The organism is Salinicola salarius (assembly GCF_002179555.1).
Lineage (GTDB): Bacteria > Pseudomonadota > Gammaproteobacteria > Pseudomonadales > Halomonadaceae > Salinicola > Salinicola salarius_A.
The window spans coordinates 32,160-50,628 of sequence record NZ_NHOU01000012.1 but is presented as its reverse complement, the minus strand read 5'-3'; the positions used below and the strand labels follow the sequence as shown (position 1 = coordinate 50,628).

Sequence of the window (18,469 nt, the reverse complement as noted above, 5' to 3'; positions counted from 1 at the left end):
TTATCGGTGTCATCGCCATCAAGTAAAAGGGCAGCCTCATGGCTGCCCTTTTGATGTCCGCTTACTGCTCGGTCGAGACGACGACACTCACGACCGATCTCAACCTTCGCTGGCCAGCATCACCCGCTGGGCCAGTTGTGTGCGCTCGACAGGGCGCCGCGCCTGCCAGTAGTAGCGCTTCCAGTAGACGTTATCGAGACGAGACAGCTTCACGCCCTGGGATGACGACGCATGAAGGAAGTAGCCATCACCCACGTAAACGCCAACATGGTTGTAAGGCCCTGGCGGCCGGAAGAAGACCAGATCCCCCGCCTTTAGGCTATTCTCTGCCACTCGACTCCCTTCCAGCACCTGCTCTTCCGTCGTGCGCGGCAGCTCGAGAGCGAAGGCTTCCCCAAACACGTGCTGCATCAGTGCGGAGCAATCGATACCGTTGCGCGTCGTCCCACCGAGCACGTAAGGCGTTCCCACCCAACGCTCGTGTTCGTCCAGCAGCGCCTTGCGAATTACTGCCGGAGAGACATTCTGCGGCCGAAAGTCCCGGATTGTCTGAGGCGCAGGTGGCACACTCCGGTTTTCGCTGGTAGCAACAGTCGGGGATTTGACCACGGGAAGTGAATACTGCGCGTTGACCTGTTGTTGTTTTACAGGAGCGGAGCAACCGGACATGACCATCACCAGTGCCAGTGCCAGCCCCATGGCTGTGCGTCTTAGCATTCAGCGCGACCTCGTTCGCCTGTGAGCCGTCACGGGCACCGCCGACGACTCGTGAGGAGTCGTCCGGCGAAATGGAGTCGCTGTGGTGGTGACACACCTCGACGAGGTGTCACCGCCAAAACGGCCTGTATTCGGCTCGAATCATCGATCAATCGGACAGAATAAAGCCACGCCCTCTTTCCAGTGGGCGTAGCACAACGGAGATCATATGTCATTGAAAACGCTTTGGCGAGTCTTCAGGATCAACGAATAACGTCAATGCAGATGATGCGCCTCGCCCGGCAGGATATCGACATGGAGCGATGTCCAGTGAGTCATGGCGCTACCGGGAAAATCGAGGCTCGCCCAGGCGCCGGCCAATAGCGGCCTTGCTTCCAGCCAGGCATTGAGAGCCTCCCGAAAGCGCATCAGAAAGGCCTCTCGCTCGGGCGTGTCGTCCATGAAGAATCCGAAACCGCTGTACAACCCTTCGGCGTAATCGTGCCAACTGCTGTAATGCCGCCCAGCCAGGCGCATCGCGGCGTCGAGATAGTGGGAAAGCCGATCCTCGTCGAGCCAATCGAGCTGCCGACCGGCCAAGGCAAGATCCACCAGTTGCGCGATATCCCAGGCTGTCATGTCCTGATCGTTGCAGCGGCAGGCATTGTCCCGCACGTGTTTCAGGCGCAATAGATGGACGCGCTCCTCGTCCGCACACTCACCTGACTCGAGAATCGCGATTTCCGCCTCGAGCCGAGCGCGATTGAGCGTATAGGGCGCATAGTTGATCTGGTAATCCTGACGGTCACCCGCTTCGACCAGAAAATCCAGGAAGTCGATGAGCCCGGCAGCCCCCTGCAAGGCATACTGATGCTCTACCCACTCCCCCAATGCCTGCCGATCCTGCGGCGCCAGAGGCTGCGGTGCCTGCCACAGCGCTTCATTGAGCGGCCCAGCCAGCGATATCGCCGTGAAGCGCGTCAATGTCGGCCGCACGCCTGGCTCGAGCCAGGTCAGAGACCGCGACGTTGTCAGCCAATGAAACGGCGACCCCGGATCCTGCCGATGCCAGGCAATATCATCCGCCAGCGAGACTTCTTCCGGCGCTTCATCCTGACTCAAGACGATTTCCCAGGCATGCCAGGCCGAGAGCATGCGCAAGGGGTCGCTGTAAAAGCGACTCAGCACGTCACATAGCGACTGGGCCAGCGCCTTGATTTCGAAAGATGGATAGCGGCCGCTATCGGCGGCCATCACCAGATAGAACGCGTACTTTTCCGCCATGGCGATCGTCGCTGCATGATCGGCACAGGCGGCCAGTCGCCGCGATGCCTCCCGCGACGATTTTCGACCGACGTGATGGCGAGAATCCGCCGCCAGCTGATTGAGATGATGCGCCTGCGCAGGCATCCAGAACCTCGCCAGCCCAGCGGTGCCCTCCTCCCGACGCAGGCCGAGAACTTCTTCGAGGTAGCGTTCGGCATCCTCAGTCCGAGCCTGCCCCAGCGGCTCTTCGAGATGGCGACGATGGATCAGATCCGGGTCCCGTACCGCCGCAATGGCCAGCACCCAACTGTCGGCTTCTCCACGCTGCTGCTGGATGAACGTCCGCGCCATCTGGCGCTGCTCCTCTCCCAGAATCAGGGAAAGTGGCGTTTCCCACGGGCTTCGGCTGGCGACGAGCAGACCGCCCCAGTCGCTGTCGAACGTCTCTCGCAGGTCCCGGCCTTCGAACAGGCTACGCCCTCGCTGATAGGCACGTGCCACCGCTTCCCAATCGGCATAGCGCTGCTGCATGAGATCGATGGCATGGGCCGCGAGCACCTCCGCCTCCGAGACAGAAAGCCAGCCAGCGCAGCAGCCGAGGTAAGCCTGGTCGACGAGCCGCAGCCAGTCCCACGCAGCCCAATCCAGCGGCTCCTCTTCGACCAGGAACTGCAGCAGCACCCGGCCGTAGTCCTGCTGATCGTTCAACCCGGCCAACCACTCGACGCGAGCTTCAGCCCCTTGGCGCGCGAGTCGAACCGCGTCCATCTCCCAGCCGTAGCGGTGCCCTTGGCCAGCGAGCCAGAACAACAGCGACTTGAGCTCATCCGGACCACGGACCTCGCCCTGCTCGCGTAACAGCGCCTGCTGCTGCCGCTGTTCTTCCGGAGAAGGCTGGATTGGCCAGGCAAGAACCGGCGCGATAGCGGCCCTGGCTCGCCAGAGATCTGCGGGCCAAAGCGGAGCCGGCATATCGATCGATTTCAGACTGTGCCGAACCTCACGCCAGGAAACGCCTCGCTGTTGCCGTTCCCGGGCCAACAGTGCCTGCCCCGCCAGATCCAGCGCCGGATCGCCCAGATTCGCCAGCGCCTGCACCCAGGTCTTGAGCGTCGGCATGTCGGTCACGATGTCGCGTGCCAGGGCAAGCAGCCAGGCCTCATCCGTTCGAGGATGGGTCCAGCCGACGGTACTTCCCAGCGCCAGCAACTCCAGAGCGGCCAGCCGTGCGATTGGAGGCTCGCCTGTGTCGGAAGCGTTCTCCCAGAGTCGCCACGCAAACTCGTCCCGACTATCGATCCCGAGCAACATGAGGCGCTCGAACGCTTGGTCGGCGCTGAGTGCCAGTCGAGGATCGCTGACAAGGGGCCAACCACAAAGCGTCAATTGCTGGGCCCACCATGGGACGAGAAGTTCGCTCAAGAGAGACCTCATGCTACGGGAAACGGCTTGCGCCGGACGCCGAAAGGATTCCGACAGGGCGCATGCGGCGGCACAGTATACCGGAAAGGTGCTCGTGCGCCGATGGCTCGGCGCACGACGACATGACGGAGATCTAGCTCAACTTCTCGGTATGAGAGCGCGGGGTCTTGCCGAGCAGATGACGTAACAGGAACTTCCTGACGCGCACCACGAACTGTTCTTGGAACAACACACAGAAAAGCACGGTGAGAACGAGGAACAGCGGGTATAGCCAGAGATGCAACTCACCCGCCGCTGCCAGGCAGCCCTGAAAATCCGTCCTGCACAGGCCGGGATCTCCGGAGAGTACACGCTCGACTCGCGAGAACACGGCATAAAGCGGCACATGCAGTGCGAACATCGGCAACGATGCGCCGCCCAGTCGGGTTGCCCAACGCATCAATCGACGACTGCGAGGCTCTCCCCAATGCGCGGCAACGTAGATTAGCGCCAGTTGCGCCGGCAGCAGCAGACCATTATGCAGGGCGTAGTACCAGGCATGTCCCAGCCCCAGGAGCGTGACTGCCAGAGTCACGCTGACGGCAACCGCCAACAGCGTCAGGCAGCACTGGGGAAGCGTCATCAGCCGCCCCTGCGCCTTGCGTTGCGCATAGAACGTGCAAAGCAAGATGCCGGCGGCGAACTCAGGCAGACGAATCAGCGGGTTGCGGTGCAGGATGCCGGTCTCCGGCACGCCGTAATCGGTGGTCAGAATGACATACAGAGGCGGAATCAAGTAGACCAGATTGACCAGCAACATGGCGCGACGCGGGTGCAGAACGCGGCGCAGCCGAGGCGCCAGCCAGGGAAACGTCAGATAGAAGAAGAACAATGCCGAGATCGACCAGGACGGTGGATTGAAGGTCAGGTATAGCGGATTCCAGGCATGCAGCAGGGTAAAATTGAGCAGCAGATTGATGCCGGTTTCCAGCGGCCCCATGGTGTGGTTCAGGCTCTTCCAGTCGAGCTGGCCGATATCGTTATTGACGTCATACACCACGAACCGCAGCGAGATATCGCTATCCCCCGGCGCGATCGCCAGGTAGCCGACCAATGCCGATACTGCCATGGCGAGAAGCAGTGATCCGATGTGAATCGGGTAGAGATTCGAGAAGCGCTTGAGCCAGAAGCTTCTGGGCGACTCGCGCATCTGGTATGACGAGTCGAGATAGACATGGGTCAACAGAAAGCCGGATAGCACGAAAAAGGCGCTGGTCGAGAAGAAACCGATATCGGTCACGTAGTGCGACCAATCGCGAATGGAAGGATAGTTGTGAAGCGTATGGAAAATGACGATGTAGAGGCCGAGCAGAAAGCGCAGCCATTCGAGCCCAATGAAGCGCTCTTTACGCGTGCCGGTCGTTGAATCGGGCATCCTTGCAGATCTCTGTCCGTCAAAGGCGCTAGTGTACCCGATTCCAGTCAGCAAACACTTGGCCTGGATTGCTTTTCCGCGAGCGCAACGGCCAGCCAGAACCAAGAAAGCCGCGCAACGCGCGGCTTTCTCTCCTAGGCCAACCGGTATGAAATCCGTCTAGGCTTTCTTCACCTTGGCGACGATCCACAACAGGATGATCGCACCGATGGTCGCCACGACCAGGGACCCGATCAGCCCGTTCGACGATAGCCCCAGGAGACTGAACAGGAAGCCACCGATCACGGCACCGACGATCCCGACGACGATATTCCCGAGAATACCGAACCCACCGCCACGCATGACTTTTCCAGCAATCCAGCCCGCAATGCCACCAATAATCAGCCACAGGATGAAGCCCATAGTGTTACTCCTTGATTCCCTTCAGCATGAATAGCTCATCGGGCAACTTCTCATTGCCTAGTCCAAGCATAGACAGCATTCTCGAATTGTTCGAAGTTCGAGACCAAAACGGGCCCACATGTGTGGGCCCGCTTTCGCGTCGACAGGCGCATGGCAGCCGCGACTCAATGGAATGCCGGCACCCGCAGCGATACCCTTGGCGGCAATCCGTAATGACGCCAGGCAGCGTGAGCCTCGGGATCCTCCCACACTCTCCAGTGCAACTGGGAAAGCATCACCGGATCATCCAGAAACGCCAGGCGCTCGAGATTGTTCATCGCCACCGGCCCCTGCTTGACAGCCTGGCTGACGCGCTCGTGGCGCCTCCGTTTCAACGGCTCGGCATGCGCATGGCGCGACGTTCCCAGCGCCGTTGCCAGGGCGTTCGATACCGGATCCACGACCACCTGAATAAAGGTCGGCGTGGGTGCCGCGGCATTCATTCTGCCCAGATGACGCACCATCCGGCGCAGTACACGTGGAGGGTGAGTCTCTTCAGGGATCCGGAACAGCCGCGCGCGGAAGCAGGCGCTCCCCAGCGACACGCGGCTGGATAGGGTCGAGACCGGTATCGATATCATCATCGCCCCCACGATCGGCGACAGCCACCACAGGAAGGTCGGCTCCATGAGATAAACCCCCACGGCCCAGACCGCCCCGATCACGGTTTGACTCCAGTGATTGCGAATCGCGTCACCCCAGGTCGTGTCGCTGTTTTCCCGGGACGGTGATCGCCACTGGATGGACCAGCCCATGATCGAGGTCAGCACGAAGCGCGTGTGGAACAGCATCCGTACCGGGGCCAGGGCCATCGAGAACAGCGACTCCAGCACCATGCTCGCCAGCACCTTGAGCGGCCCGCCGAACTGGCGACTTCCCTGCACCCACACCAGGATCACGCTCAATACCTTGGGCAGGAACAGCAGCGTCGCGGTGGCCCCGAACAACCCGACGGCAAGCGTAGGATTCCACTGCGGCCATACCGGGAACATCATCCCCGGCTCCGGGAAATAGTTGGGCGTACTCAACGTATGGACGGCAAGTAGCGCCGTCGACAGGACCAGGAAGAGACACCACAGCGGCGCCGAGATGTAGGACATCAGGCCGGTCAGGAACACCGCGCGGTGAACGGGATGGATCCCCTTGGAGAGGAACAGTCTGAAATTCATCAGATTGCCGTGGCACCAGCGCCGGTCCCGGTTGAGCTCGTCGAGCAGGTTGGGCGGCATCTCCTCGTAGCTTCCCTCCAGCTCGTAGGCGATCCAGACGCCCCAACCGGCACGCCGCATCAGCGCCGCCTCGACGAAGTCATGGGACAGGATCTCGCCGGACATCGAGCCCTTGCCAGGTAACGGTGCCAGCATACAGTGCTGCATGAACGGCGCCATACGGATAATGGCGTTGTGCCCCCAGTAATGCGACTCGCCCAGTTGCCAGAAGTGAAGTCCGGCAGTAAACAGCGGCCCATATACCCGCGTGGCGAACTGCTGCATGCGCGCATAGAGATTCAGTCGCCCGGAGGCCCTGGGCGCCGTCTGGACGATACCGGCATCCGGATGCGCTTCCATCATCTGAACCAGGCGCGTAAGACAGGCCCCGCTCATCACGCTGTCGGCGTCCAGCACCAGCATGTAACGGTAGAGCGCGCCCCAGCGACGACAGAAGTCATCGAGGTTGCCGCTCTTGCGTTTCACCCGGCGCTGACGACGACGGTAGAACACCTGGCCAAAGGCATCGAGATCGCGGCACAGAGCCAGCCAGGCGTGGGTCTCCTGGATCGCGATGTCGGGATCGTAGGTATCGCTCAGGATAAAGACATCGAAATGGCGACCGTTGCCGCTCTGGCGCAGGGACTCGATCGTCGCGCGAACGCCGGCGAAAACTCGCGGGACGTCCTCGTTGCAGATCGGCACCAGCAATGCCGTGCGCGCGTCGTCCGGGATCGGCTCGTCGCCGACCTCGGAATCGATGGCGTAGCGATCCCGGCCTCGCAACAGCTGGAAGAAGCCCATCAGGGCGGTCCAGAAGCCGGCGGAAACCCACGCGAACAGCAGCACGAACAGCGCCAGAATGGCAACTTCCAGCCATTGCTGGCCCTGATAGGGCAATACCGTTCGCATCTGGTTGGCGGCTACGACGCTCTGGCCGAAAATCAGCACCAGCAATACCCAGCGCCGCGCGCTCGCGATCCACTGCCAGCGCGGGGTCGGCTTGGCCTCGCGCTGCCTGCGCCGATAGCCACGATCTGCCCAGTTCTTCAGACGCTGGCCAAACCGCACGAAGGGATTGGTGGACCACGCCTCCGGTGCCAGTGGCGTCCGACGCATGGGCGGCGCTGTCTGCAGGCGGGTGATCCCATGCTCGTCGGTGCTCAGGACGTCCGGCGGCGCCAGCGGCGGCTCGGCATAGGCCAGCGCCAAGCGACGCCCCACCGATGTGGCGGCAGGATCATCGCTGTCGACCTCTCGCCCGCCCAACGCCGCATGCAGCGATGCCATATCGTGAGTGTCCAGATCGCTGGCGAGCAGCTTGCGCCGCTCGTCACGATCCTGGGTTTCCAGTGCCAACCGCTCCAGGTATTGCTCGGCTGACGTCATCCGTGAGCTGGACGTCGCTTCAGCCATTGGCAGGCAGCCGGTAGTACCAGGTTTCGGAGACCCGCTTGTCGCCCTGATTCAGATAGGCGCGGATATCCAGCGGCTGGGCGTTGTCGCTGCGCTTGATCTTGACGAACACACGCCAGCCACCGGTCGCCGGGTTACGCTCGGTAGAGGCGTCGACCAGTTCGCCATTGTCGCCGACACTGGCCTGAACGCTCAGGTTGGCATCATCGCCAAGGCCGGAGAGCGAAGGGCCTTCGAAATCCAGCACGAAGGCAAGCGAGCCGTCTGCTTCACGCACCAGATTGTCCTTACGCACTTCGCCACGCGAGCGGCGGGTCTGCTCGACCCAGGCCAGCGATGGGTCGACGTAACGGCTCTCGTCCTTGGTCACGGTGAAGCGATAATCGTAATCCAGCGGCGTGCCCGGTTGCGGAGCGGTTTCCGGCAGCCACATCGACACGATGTTGTCGTTGGTTTCATTGGGGGTCGGGATCTGGATCAGCTCGATCTTGCCCGCGCCCCACTCGTTCTGGGGTTCGATCCAGGCGCTCGGCCGCAGGTCGTAACGGCTGTCCAGATCCTGGTAGCTGTCGAACTCGTGATCACGCTGCATCAGGCCATAACCACGCAGGCGCGGTGTCGCATGCTCGTTGATCATCAGCTTCGCCGGATTGGCCAATGGCCGCCAGGTCCAGCCGTTCTGCGAGTCGCTGATCAGCAGGCCGTTGGAGTCATGAATGGCCGGACGGTAGTTCAGCGTCGATGAGGGCTGCTCCGGACCATAGAGATACATGCTGGTGAGCGGCGCCACACCCAGCTTCTCGACCGCGCGGCGCAAGAAAAGCCGCGACTTGACGTCGACCACGGTGTCGGCACCCGGGCGTAGAACGAAGCGATAGGCGCCCGTCAGGCTGGGAGAATCCAGTAGCGCGAAGATGGTCAGATACTGGCTCGTCTTGCTCGGCTTGACGATCCAGAACTCCTTGAAACGAGGGAATTCTTCGCCGGAAGGCAACCCCGTGTCCACGGCGAGGCCGCGACCGGAAACGCCATAGACCTGGTTCTTGCCGACGACGCGAAAGTAGCTCGCGCCGAGGAATACCATCGTCTCGTCCTTGCGATCCGCCTGGTTGAGGGCGTAATTGACCTTGAAGCCCGCGATGCCCAAGTCATCGTCGTTCTTGGCGCTGTCCGGCAAATCGAGATTGCCGTAGGTAAAGTCATCGGGATTGTAGGCGAAATCCTGAACGCCCTGATCATCGACACTATGAAGCTGAATGGCACTGTCGTAATGCATGCCCTCATGGAAGAAGCTCAGAGTGAAAGGCACCCCGTCTCCACTCCAGACATCGCGGTCACGCTTGTACTGGATCTGCTCATACTGGCCGTAGTCCAGATTACGCAGCGCTTCCGGCAGATTTTTCTCAGGTTCGCTATAACCCTGCTTCGAGAGGTCTTCGGCTTTCTTCGCGACATCATCGAAACCAAAAGCCAATACATTTTGGGCGATACCGCTGAGTAGCAACCCTGTCAGGGCTACCACCGGAAGAAGCGCCTTGCGTTTTTCAAGGTTACTCCGCCGGATCGATGCACTCACACTCATACTCCTGTCATAACTATCTTGGCCGATATCAACGAGCTCGAAATGTTCAAGACCGCACATAGCCATATCGTAAACGGTCAGCCCAGCCGGTAGCCGCACTGCCGGTATTCAGGACGCGGACGCAACTCACGATGAAGGACGACGAGATAGCGAAGCCTCCGTGCTTCGTATGGCCGAAGTCTAGCATACGCTACACTGCGGACACGGAAAGACCTCGATACCGGTCTGCGACCGCGCTATTTGACTCATGTTCTATTCACACACACTTTATTAGCCCGCGCCCCGGTTCACCGACGGATGAGGCCGATGAATGCGTATCGATTCGCACCCCAACCAGGTGAACATGACAACCGGATTACGCCGCTGGCTGGGCATAATGGCGTATCTGGTCATTTTCAGCTACCCCCTCGTCCACGCCGACCACCTCTACCGTGACGATATCTGGCGCAGTTTCCATGGCGAAATGGGGTGGGTCTCCAACGGGCGTCCGCTCTCCAGCCTGATCGCCTTCCTTGTCAATGGTGGCCCACGTCTTGCCGATCTCGCGCCACTGCCGCTATGGCTGGGGCTGGCTGCCATCACCGCGGCGATTCTGCTGTGGCGCCGTCGCCTGCTTGCATTTGACACGGGTTATGCCTGGCTCGCGATGCTGATACTGGTCGTACAGCCATTTTTCCTACAAAACCTCTCCTATCACTTCGATGCGTTGCCCATGGCGCTCGCCCTGGCCTGCGCCATTGCCGGTATCGCCTGCGCCCTGGACCCGCGCGAAAATCATCTCTGGAAAGCGCGGTTTCGCTGGCTGACAGGCGGGGCCGGCGTACTGGCTTCGCTGCTGTTCTACCAGCCGGCGGCCAACGTCTACTTCATCCTGCTGGCATTTCATGTTGCCTTGACCATCTCGCACCATGGCCGCCCGGACTGGAACCGGCACCTGGGGGCACTGGCGGTGGGCGTGTTGGCACTGGTGATATCGAAGCTCGTCTCCGCGGCATTGATCGAGGGCGACTACAGCGAGCAGCACAGCAGGCTGGCGCCGCTCGGGCAGTTGCCCGGCCACCTGCTCGACCAGACCGGGCAATTCTGGCATTACGCGGCAACGATGGTGGACACGCCCACCTGGTGGCTATTCACGGCGCTGGCCATCGTGACACCGACAGGCTTGCTGGTCGCCGCGTGTCGTCGCCGCAGCGTCCCCGGGCTGCCGGTAATGGTGCTGGTGCTGGTCTGCTTGCCCTTCGGCGGGCTGGGATTCCTCTCGGCCCTGGCCCATCCGATCTGGCAACCCAGGGTGATGATGGGTTTCGGCGCGCTGTATGCCGGCCTGCTGTTCTGCGTTCTTCATTGGCTGGGACGTCCACGCCAGTCCAAGGGCTGGTCCCTGCTGGGTTGGCCACTGATCGTCTTGGCACTCGGCACGCCACTGACCCTGGCTTACGCCTACGGCAACGCACAGCGTCAACAGGCGCTCTTCGCCGATGAGGTGTCGATACAACTGATCGACGATCTCGCCACACAGCCATCAGCCACGCCGTTGGTCATCGATGGAACGCTGCCCTTCACGCGTGCGACACGTAACGCGATCGCCGTGCATCCCTTGATTGGCGAGCTGATCCGTCCCTATCTCGACAATGGCTATTGGTGGGGCTATCAGGATCTCTATCGTCGTGGGCTTTCCTCGGCCTTCGAACTCAGTGACGACCCGCCGCTGCGTCGGCGCTTCGAGGCGCAATGCCGACGGCTCGAACCGCTGTCCCGGCGCGCCTGGTATACGCTCTACCAATTCGAAGGGAGTTATGTGGTGTCGTTCGACCGCAAATGTCATCACGCGCTGACCACGACAGAACTTCCGATCGACGACTGAGCCGATTCGGCATGCGTCTTCCCATTGCCGCCTGCGCGATGTCACGCCCGATGTTCCCCTTGTCGCCTGCTCTCATGGGTCGGTGCTCAATAAACATCTACACATTGGACAGGTTATGTCAGACAAATGGCGAATGGCGATTTACGACTAGTTGACCAACAATTCGCAGGGTAACGTGGCGCAACTCAACGTTAATTACGTTGGCGCGCCCCCCGGGATGCATTCAACAAGGATACCCCCTATGCATGCGTGGACTTTAATCTCGTTTCTGTTCTTCACGGGATTGGTCGCCTTGATTACCTGGCGTATCACTCACCGTGACGATCTCAGTAACACGCGCGGCTACTTTCTCGCAGGACGCAGTCTCAGTTTTCCGCTGATCGCCGGCTCCCTGCTGATGACCAACCTCTCGACGGAGCAGATGGTCGGGTTGAACGGTTCGGCCTTCTCGGACGGGCTGAGCGTCATGGCATGGGAGGTCGTTGCCGTCGTCGCCCTGGTGCTGCTGGCGCTATTCTTCCTGCCGCGCTTCTTGCGCAGCGGTATCGCCACCGTCCCGCAATTGCTGCAGGAACGCTTCGGCCCGACGACGCAATTGATCTGCAACGTCATCTTCCTGGTCGCTTACGCCGTCATTCTGCTGCCAATCATCCTCTACTCCGGCGCCGTCGGCCTGCAGGGCATGCTGGACTTGCCGGTACTGACAGGCATCGACTCCAGCACGACGCTACTGTGGCTGACGGTCTGGGGCGTCGGCATCATCGGCGCTGTCTATGCCCTGTTCGGCGGTCTGCGCACGGTCGCGGTTTCCGACAGCATCAACGCCATCGGCCTGCTGGTCGGCGGGTTCGTCATCGTCTATCTCGGTCTCGATGCCGTAGGAGACGGCAACGGCATCGCTGCCGGCTGGCAGGCCATCCAGGAGGCCCAGCCCGATCGCCTCAACTCGCTGGGACGCCCGGATCAGCAGGTTCCGTGGCCGACATTGTTTACCGGGGTCTTCCTGATCAACCTGTTCTACTGGTCCACCAACCAGCAGATCATCCAGCGCACCTTTGCGGCAAGGAGCCTTTCCGAGGGCCAGAAAGGCGTGCTGCTGACCGGCTTCCTCAAGCTGCTCGGGCCACTCTACCTGGTGCTGCCGGGCATCATCGCCTATCAGCTTTATGCCGATGAAGGCATCGCCGGCGACCAGGCCTACGGCTATCTGGTTTTCCACCTGCTGCCGCCGTGGCTGACAGGCTTCTTCGCGGCCGTCATGGTCGGCGCCATCCTGTCATCGTTCAACTCGGCGCTGAACAGCACCACGACTCTTTTCAGCCTGGGTATCTACAAGTCGGTATTCAAAAAGGATGCCAGCGAACAGGAAGTGGTCAATTCCGGCAAGGTCTTCGGCTGGATCATGGCCGTCGCGTCGATGGCCATCGCCCCGCTGCTGGCCGGCCAGGACAGCCTGTTCGACTATCTGCAGACCATGAATGCCATCTATTTCATTCCGATCCTCGCGGTGGTGATCGTTGGCCTGCTGACCAAGCGAGTGCCGGAGTCGGCCGCCATCTTTGGCCTGGTCGGGGGGATCGTGCTGATCGCTGCGGGCTACTTCGTGCCGCCGTTCAACGGCATCCTCGAGATCACCAACCAGTATCACTTCGTCGCCGGCGTCTTCGTGCTGCTCATCGTCGTGATGCTGTTGATCGGCAAGATCGCGCCGCGCCGCGAGGCCTGGGTCCATGAAGACGTCAAGGCCGTCGACCTGACGCCCTGGAAAGGTGCCGTGCCGGTGGGCATCGTACTGCTGATCCTGGTCTTCGCGATCTACTTCGCCTTTGCCGGCTGATCGCGACGACAGATACCCGGCACAGCAGCAACAACGATGACGACGCCTCGCCACCGCGCGGGGCGTCGTCTTTTCAGCCTCTTTTCACGGCAAAATCCTTTCACGGCCTCGCCGCCACGCCCGCATACCCGCTCATATCGTTTACCATGCAGGCATGGTTTTCTTCGGAAACGAAGCGATGCGCCGACAACTGACCCACGAATTTCAGAACCTGATCGATCGCAGCCGGGATCGCCAGTTGCGCCTGGCGGTGACCGGGCTTTCGCGCGCCGGCAAGACGGCGTTTTTGACCTCGCTGGTCAACCAGCTGCGTCACGCGGGTATCGATGCCCGTCTCGACCTGCTCAAATCCGCCCGTGAAGAACGCCTGCTGGGTGCGCAGCGCGTCTCTCAGCCCGATCTCGGGGTCCCGCGCTTCCCCTACGACGAAGCGATGACCTCCCTCAAGTCGACACCGCCCCATTGGCCCGAGCCGACTCGTGGCATCAGCGAGCTGCGCCTGCAACTGCGCTACAAGACACGACGCGCTCGTGGGCTGCTGGGTGACACGGCGACGCTGACGCTGGACCTGATCGACTATCCCGGCGAATGGCTGCTGGACCTGCCGCTGCTCGAGCATGACTTTCTCAGCTGGAGCCAGGCCCAGCTCGAAAGCATGGGCCCGGAGCGGCAGCGCTACGCCAGGACCTGGCAAGACGCCGTCGCGACCCATACCGCCGACGAGACGGTGGATGAATCGCGCCTGGCCGAGCTCGCCGAGCATTACGCCGCCTCGTTGCGCCAGGCCCGGGAAGCCGGCTTTTCTCATCTGCAGCCGGGCCGCTTCCTGCTGCCCGGCGATCTGCAGGGCGCGCCGGTGCTGCAGTTCTTCCCGCTGCCGGGCGTCACCGAGAAGGATCGTCAGACGCTGGAAGCCCTGCCCGCCTCCAGCCTTTACCAGACGCTGAAAAAGCGATTTCGCTTCTACCAGCAGCACGTGGTCAAGCCTTTCTATCGTGAGCACTTCCGCCGCTTCGACCGCCAGATCGTACTGGTCGACGTGCTCGGCGCGCTCAACGCCGGCTCCGAACGCTTCGAGGATCTGTCGCGTGCGCTCATGACCTTGATGCGAAGTTTCGACTACGGCAAACGCAGCCTGCTGAACCGGCTGTTCTCGCCGCGTATCGACCGGCTCGCCATCGCCGCCACCAAAGCGGACCACGTCACGCCGGACCAGCATGCCAACCTGGTCACGCTGCTCGAATCGCTGCTGGCCGAACCGATCAAGGATCTACGCTACGCCGACGTCCCGGTTCGGGCTTTCTCGCTGGCTTCGATCCAGGCTACCGAGACCCGTGAAGTCGAAAGCGACGGCAGACGTCAACCGGCGCTGCGGGGGCATGGCCTCGACGGCGAGCCGCTGCTGGTCTATCCCGGCGACGTCCCGACCCGGCTCCCCGAGCCTGAATTCTGGCAGCGCCAAGGCTTTGCCTTCACGGCCTTCCGGCCGCCACCGTTCACGCCAGCCGCACTACCCCATATTCGCATGGACGCGGCCCTGGAATGGCTGATGGGAGATAAACTGCGATGAGCGATCCCCGCCCCGGGCAGCGCTTCACGTTCGATGAACCGCCGACGCCTGCCGACGACGTCTCGTTGAACGGCGCGCAAGTCTACGCCCCCACGCAGGCCAGCGATCCCTACTCCGCGGACGACGACTCGCCCGCGCTCGATGCCGCCATCGAACCGCCGCGCAAGCGCCGCTGGGGACTGTTGGCCATCTTCGGCGGCACGCTCGCGCTCGGCACGATCGAGGCCGCACAGTCGCTCTATACCTCGGCGCTCGGCGGCGACTGGCTGTCGGGCGCCTGGAGCATGCTCGGCCTGCTTGCCGTCGGGCTGGCTGCCAAGGCGCTCGCTGGCGAGGTGTGGCGGCTGCGCCAGTTGCGCCGCCACGCACGCCTGCGGCAGCAGTTGGACGACGAATGGATCGACGACACCGACAACGCCCGCACGGACCCGGCCACACTGGCCGACGAACTTCGTAGCCAAATGGGGCTCTCCCGGGATCATCCGCACTGGCAGTCCTTCCTGCGCGCCCACCAGGCGCACCATACGGCGCACGAGACCCGCGAACTGATCGCGCACCATATCCTCGCGCCGCGCGACCGGGCGGCACGACGGCTGGTGACGCGAATGTCGGGAGAAACCGCCGTCATGGTCGCCGTCAGCCCGTTGACCCTGGTGGACATGTCGCTGATGGCCTGGCGCAACATTGCCATGCTCGATCGCATCGCCGCGCTCTATGGACTGCAGCTCGGCTACGCCAGCCGTCTCAAACTGTTCAGGGAAGTGCTGCGCAACATGGCCTTCGCCGGTGCCAGCGAGATGGTCACCGACGCCGGCATGGATCTGCTGTCGATGAATCTGGCGGCCAAGCTATCGAGTCGCGCCGGTCAGGGCCTGGGTGCCGGGTTGCTGACGGCACGTCTGGGCCTGCGCGCCATGCGAACTACCCGGCCGATCGCCTTCGAGCCTGGCGAACAGCCGCGCCTCGCCGACCTGCGGCGTGAAGTGTGGCAGCAACTGCGGCGGCTGGATGATACTGCGGAGAAGGGTTGACTCGGCGAACGGAAATCCGCCGCCGAGTCGATCGAGAGCACGTGAAGCGACACCGTGACATCAATCGAGCGAAAAGAACGCTCGCAGCGTGTGGGCCACCGCCGACTCGTGATGCGCGCCAATCCTCTTGGCCCGTGGCAGTTGGTCGATGACCTCGGGATGGGCGTTGGAAACGACATAGGCATTGCCCACCAGCGTCAGCATTTCGACGTCATTGAAGTTGTCGCCGAACGCCAGCGCCCGCTCGATGGGAAGATCGAGCGCCTTGATCGCGCGGCTCAGCGCGGTCGCCTTGTTCACGCCCCGATGCATGACCTCCAGCGAATTGGCCGCCGAATAGGTGATATGCAACGCCTCCCCATACTCCTCCCGCAGGGTGTGCTCCAGCGGCTCGAGCAATGCCGGCTCGCCAATATAGAGCACCTTGCCGACGTGTTCATCCGCCAGGTCGCGCATGTCATCGACCTGGTAGGTGAATCCCGTCATCGCATGAAGCGGCAACAGTTCCGGCGCCTCGGCGTCGATCAGCCAACGGTCGTGGGTGTAGAGATTGAGCCGCACCGTCTCCGGACGTGGCAGCGCCACCAGTGCCTGAACCAGCTCGATCGGCACCAGCGTTTCGTTGACGAGCCGATCGTCGGCATCGTGAACGTGGGCGCCGTTGCTGCTGATGATCCAGGTCGGGATCTCCAGCTGTCGTCGGATCGCCGCGATATCGTGATAGTGCCGCCCGGAGGCCAGCGCAATCACATGGCCCTGCGCCGACAATGTCCGCAAGGTGTCTCGCGTCAAGGCGTCGACGCGATGCTCGGCATTCAACAGAGTGTTATCGAGATCGCTGGCGATCAGATGCTGGGCCATGGAGTCTTCCTTGGGTCGATAGCGTCGAACTTCGGCGGCCAGTGTCAGCCACGGTTTTCAAACTCGGGGCGTTCAGTGTCGGCGGCCGGCCAGCGGGCGTCAATTTCCCACTGGCCACCGTACGCTATCCCACTCTCTACACTCTCCCAGAATCGCAGCCCTCAACTCCGGTCTGTCATCTGGTCTCGAGACTATTGGCCACCGCGCCGGCCTGCCGCCCCATCACCAGATGCAGAACGCCGTGACCAATTTCCTGGATACCGGCAGCCCCCAGCGCCAGGAGCGCAGACTCATCGATACGATCACGGTCCCCTAGCTCCACCCGCAACCGGGTCGTTGCCACGGCCGCGACGAGGCGAATATTCTCCGCACCACCCAGCGCCGCCAGCCACGCTTGTCGCGAAGCCGAATCCAGCACGGCATCGTCCAGTGCCGTGTCGCTCTCCATCGCCGCCGGTACATCCGGCGTCTTGCCTTGATCCCGCATCGCCGCGCGGATTTCGTCGGCGATGCCATCGGCGATCGGCCCCAGGATCACCTGAAGGCCACCACCGCGCAGATGCAGCACGCCACGCGCACCAAGCTGCTTGAGCGCCGGCTCGTCGATGGCCTTGTCATCGACCAGTACCAGTCGTAGGCGTGTGGTACAGGCTCCCACGCTGGTGAGATTGGCCGCGCCGCCCAAGGCGCGCACGAACGCCGGGCCCCGTTCGCCGGCCTCGACCGGAGCGCCGGCAGCCTCTGCCGTTTCCGGCTCGCGGCCCGGCGTAGGCAGGTCGAAGCGCACGATGGCCCAGCGGAAGATGCCGTAGTAGAGCACGAAGTAGCAAAGCCCCACCGGAACCATCATCCAGCCGTTGGTCGACAAACCGTAGGAGAGCGCATAGTCGAAGGCCCCGGCCGAGAAGGTGAAACCCAGCTTGACGTCGAGCATGTTCATCAGCGCCATCGAGATGCCGGTGAGAACCGCATGCATCGCATACAGTGCGGGCGCCAGGAACATGAACGAGAACTCGATCGGCTCGGTGACTCCGGTCAGAAAGGCAGTCAGCGCCAGCGACAGCAACAAGCCGCCGACCTGGGCGCGACGAGACTTGGGCGCAGCGTGATACATCGCCAGCGCGGCCGCGGGCAGGCCGAACATCATCACCGGGAAGAAGCCCGCCATGAAGCTCCCCGCACTCGGGTCACCGGCAAAGAAGCGATTGAGATCGCCGGTGGCGCCGTCGAAGCTGCCGAACACGAACCACACGAAGCTGTTGAGCACGTGATGCAGGCCGGTGACGATCAGGATGCGGTTGAGCACGCCGTAGACGAACAGCCCCAGATCGCCGGCGTCGATCAGCCACTGCCCCAGTTGATCGATGCCCTGCTGGACCGGCGGCCAGATCAAGCCGAAGATGCCGCCGAGCACCACCGCCGAAAGCCCGGTGACGATGGGAATGAAGCGCCGCCCGCCGAAGAACGCCAGGTAGTCCGGCAGCTTGATCGCCTTGTAACGGTTGTAGAGCAACCCGGCCACACTGCCGATGATGATCCCCGCAAGCACCCCCATGTTGATGTCGGGATTCAGCGTTTCCAGTACCGCGTTGAGTACCAGGTAGCCGATCACCCCCGCCAGTCCGGCGGCACCGTTGTCGTCGTCGGCAAAACCGACCGCCACGCCGATGGCGAAGATCAACGCCAGGTTGGAAAAGATCGCATTGCCGGCATTGGCGATGAAGGCGATATCGAGCAGATCGGGCTGGCCCAGGCGCAGCAGCAGGCCCGCCACCGGCAATACCGCGATGGGCAGCATCAGCGAGCGCCCGAGTTTCTGCAGACCGGCCATGAGCCGGGAACCGAAGGTCGTGGTCATGAC

12 protein-coding genes are annotated in these 18,469 nt (G+C 62.2%); 4 read left to right on the top strand and 8 right to left on the bottom strand.

Annotation, left to right across the window (positions count from 1 at the left end):
• Positions 1-99: 99 nt before the first annotated feature.
• The 6 genes from CCD76_RS10915 to CCD76_RS10890 form a co-directional block, all read right to left on the bottom strand.
• Positions 100-717, bottom strand: coding sequence for a C40 family peptidase (locus CCD76_RS10915; protein WP_087719553.1), 618 nt, complete (start codon positions 715-717; stop codon positions 100-102).
• A 255-nt stretch (positions 718-972) separates the two neighbouring features.
• Positions 973-3,273 (bottom strand): DUF1266 domain-containing protein, encoded by a 2,301-nt coding sequence (locus CCD76_RS10910; RefSeq protein WP_256961276.1) that lies wholly within the window; start codon positions 3,271-3,273, stop codon positions 973-975.
• 244 nt (positions 3,274-3,517) lie between these two features.
• Positions 3,518-4,798 carry an acyltransferase family protein gene (locus CCD76_RS10905; protein ID WP_087719551.1) on the bottom strand — a complete coding sequence of 427 codons (1,281 nt, stop codon included), beginning with the start codon at positions 4,796-4,798 and terminating at the stop codon, positions 3,518-3,520.
• 159 nt (positions 4,799-4,957) lie between these two features.
• A complete protein-coding gene (locus CCD76_RS10900) occupies positions 4,958-5,200 on the bottom strand; it encodes a GlsB/YeaQ/YmgE family stress response membrane protein (protein ID WP_071233199.1) in 243 nt (80 codons plus the stop codon).
• A 164-nt stretch (positions 5,201-5,364) separates the two neighbouring features.
• Positions 5,365-7,836 (bottom strand): glucans biosynthesis glucosyltransferase MdoH, encoded by a 2,472-nt coding sequence (mdoH, locus tag CCD76_RS10895; protein WP_087719550.1) that lies wholly within the window; start codon positions 7,834-7,836, stop codon positions 5,365-5,367.
• Between the two features lie 19 nt (positions 7,837-7,855).
• On the bottom strand, positions 7,856-9,439 hold the full coding sequence (locus CCD76_RS10890; protein ID WP_244179904.1) for a glucan biosynthesis protein G: 1,584 nt from the start codon (positions 9,437-9,439) through the stop codon (positions 7,856-7,858).
• Between the two features lie 316 nt (positions 9,440-9,755).
• Here CCD76_RS10890 and CCD76_RS10885 point away from each other — a divergent pair, with 316 nt between their 5' ends.
• From CCD76_RS10885 to CCD76_RS10870, 4 genes are all read left to right on the top strand, one after another.
• Complete coding sequence (locus tag CCD76_RS10885) at positions 9,756-11,309, top strand: glucosyltransferase domain-containing protein (RefSeq protein ID WP_087719549.1); 1,554 nt, start codon at positions 9,756-9,758, stop codon at positions 11,307-11,309.
• Positions 11,310-11,550: 241 nt separating this feature from the next.
• Positions 11,551-13,146: a solute:sodium symporter family transporter gene (locus tag CCD76_RS10880; RefSeq protein ID WP_087719548.1), complete on the top strand. Its 1,596-nt coding sequence runs from the start codon at positions 11,551-11,553 to the stop codon at positions 13,144-13,146.
• A 178-nt stretch (positions 13,147-13,324) separates the two neighbouring features.
• Positions 13,325-14,716 (top strand): YcjX family protein, encoded by a 1,392-nt coding sequence (locus CCD76_RS10875; protein WP_087719547.1) that lies wholly within the window; start codon positions 13,325-13,327, stop codon positions 14,714-14,716.
• Positions 14,713-15,747, top strand: a complete 1,035-nt coding sequence (locus CCD76_RS10870; RefSeq protein WP_087719546.1) for a YcjF family protein — start codon at positions 14,713-14,715, stop codon at positions 15,745-15,747. The genes CCD76_RS10875 and CCD76_RS10870 overlap by 4 nt, the downstream gene beginning before the upstream one ends.
• A gap of 60 nt (positions 15,748-15,807) precedes the next feature.
• Here CCD76_RS10870 and CCD76_RS10865 read toward each other — a convergent pair whose 3' ends face one another.
• The gene (locus CCD76_RS10865; RefSeq protein ID WP_087719545.1) at positions 15,808-16,608 is read right to left on the bottom strand and encodes a Cof-type HAD-IIB family hydrolase; all 801 of its coding nucleotides are present in this window, start codon (positions 16,606-16,608) and stop codon (positions 15,808-15,810) included.
• A 175-nt stretch (positions 16,609-16,783) separates the two neighbouring features.
• Positions 16,784-18,466, bottom strand: a complete 1,683-nt coding sequence (gene nagE, locus CCD76_RS10860) for an N-acetylglucosamine-specific PTS transporter subunit IIBC (RefSeq protein WP_087719544.1) — start codon at positions 18,464-18,466, stop codon at positions 16,784-16,786.
• Positions 18,467-18,469: the final 3 nt, after the last annotated feature.

What these genes read in the sequence shown, in the direction of transcription:
- CCD76_RS10915 (WP_087719553.1), bottom strand. Translation starts at nt 717, where the DNA reads ATGCTAAGACGCACAGCCATGGGGCTGGCACTGGCACTGGTGATGGTC.
- CCD76_RS10910 (WP_256961276.1), bottom strand. Translation starts at nt 3,273, where the DNA reads ATGTTGCTCGGGATCGATAGTCGGGACGAGTTTGCGTGGCGACTCTGG.
- CCD76_RS10905 (WP_087719551.1), bottom strand. Translation starts at nt 4,798, where the DNA reads ATGCCCGATTCAACGACCGGCACGCGTAAAGAGCGCTTCATTGGGCTC.
- CCD76_RS10900 (WP_071233199.1), bottom strand. Translation starts at nt 5,200, where the DNA reads ATGGGCTTCATCCTGTGGCTGATTATTGGTGGCATTGCGGGCTGGATT.
- mdoH (WP_087719550.1), bottom strand. Translation starts at nt 7,836, where the DNA reads ATGACGTCAGCCGAGCAATACCTGGAGCGGTTGGCACTGGAAACCCAG.
- CCD76_RS10885 (WP_087719549.1), top strand. Translation starts at nt 9,756, where the DNA reads ATGCGTATCGATTCGCACCCCAACCAGGTGAACATGACAACCGGATTA.
- CCD76_RS10880 (WP_087719548.1), top strand. Translation starts at nt 11,551, where the DNA reads ATGCATGCGTGGACTTTAATCTCGTTTCTGTTCTTCACGGGATTGGTC.
- CCD76_RS10875 (WP_087719547.1), top strand. Translation starts at nt 13,325, where the DNA reads ATGCGCCGACAACTGACCCACGAATTTCAGAACCTGATCGATCGCAGC.
- CCD76_RS10870 (WP_087719546.1), top strand. Translation starts at nt 14,713, where the DNA reads ATGAGCGATCCCCGCCCCGGGCAGCGCTTCACGTTCGATGAACCGCCG.
- CCD76_RS10865 (WP_087719545.1), bottom strand. Translation starts at nt 16,608, where the DNA reads ATGGCCCAGCATCTGATCGCCAGCGATCTCGATAACACTCTGTTGAAT.
- nagE (WP_087719544.1), bottom strand. Translation starts at nt 18,466, where the DNA reads ATGACCACGACCTTCGGTTCCCGGCTCATGGCCGGTCTGCAGAAACTC.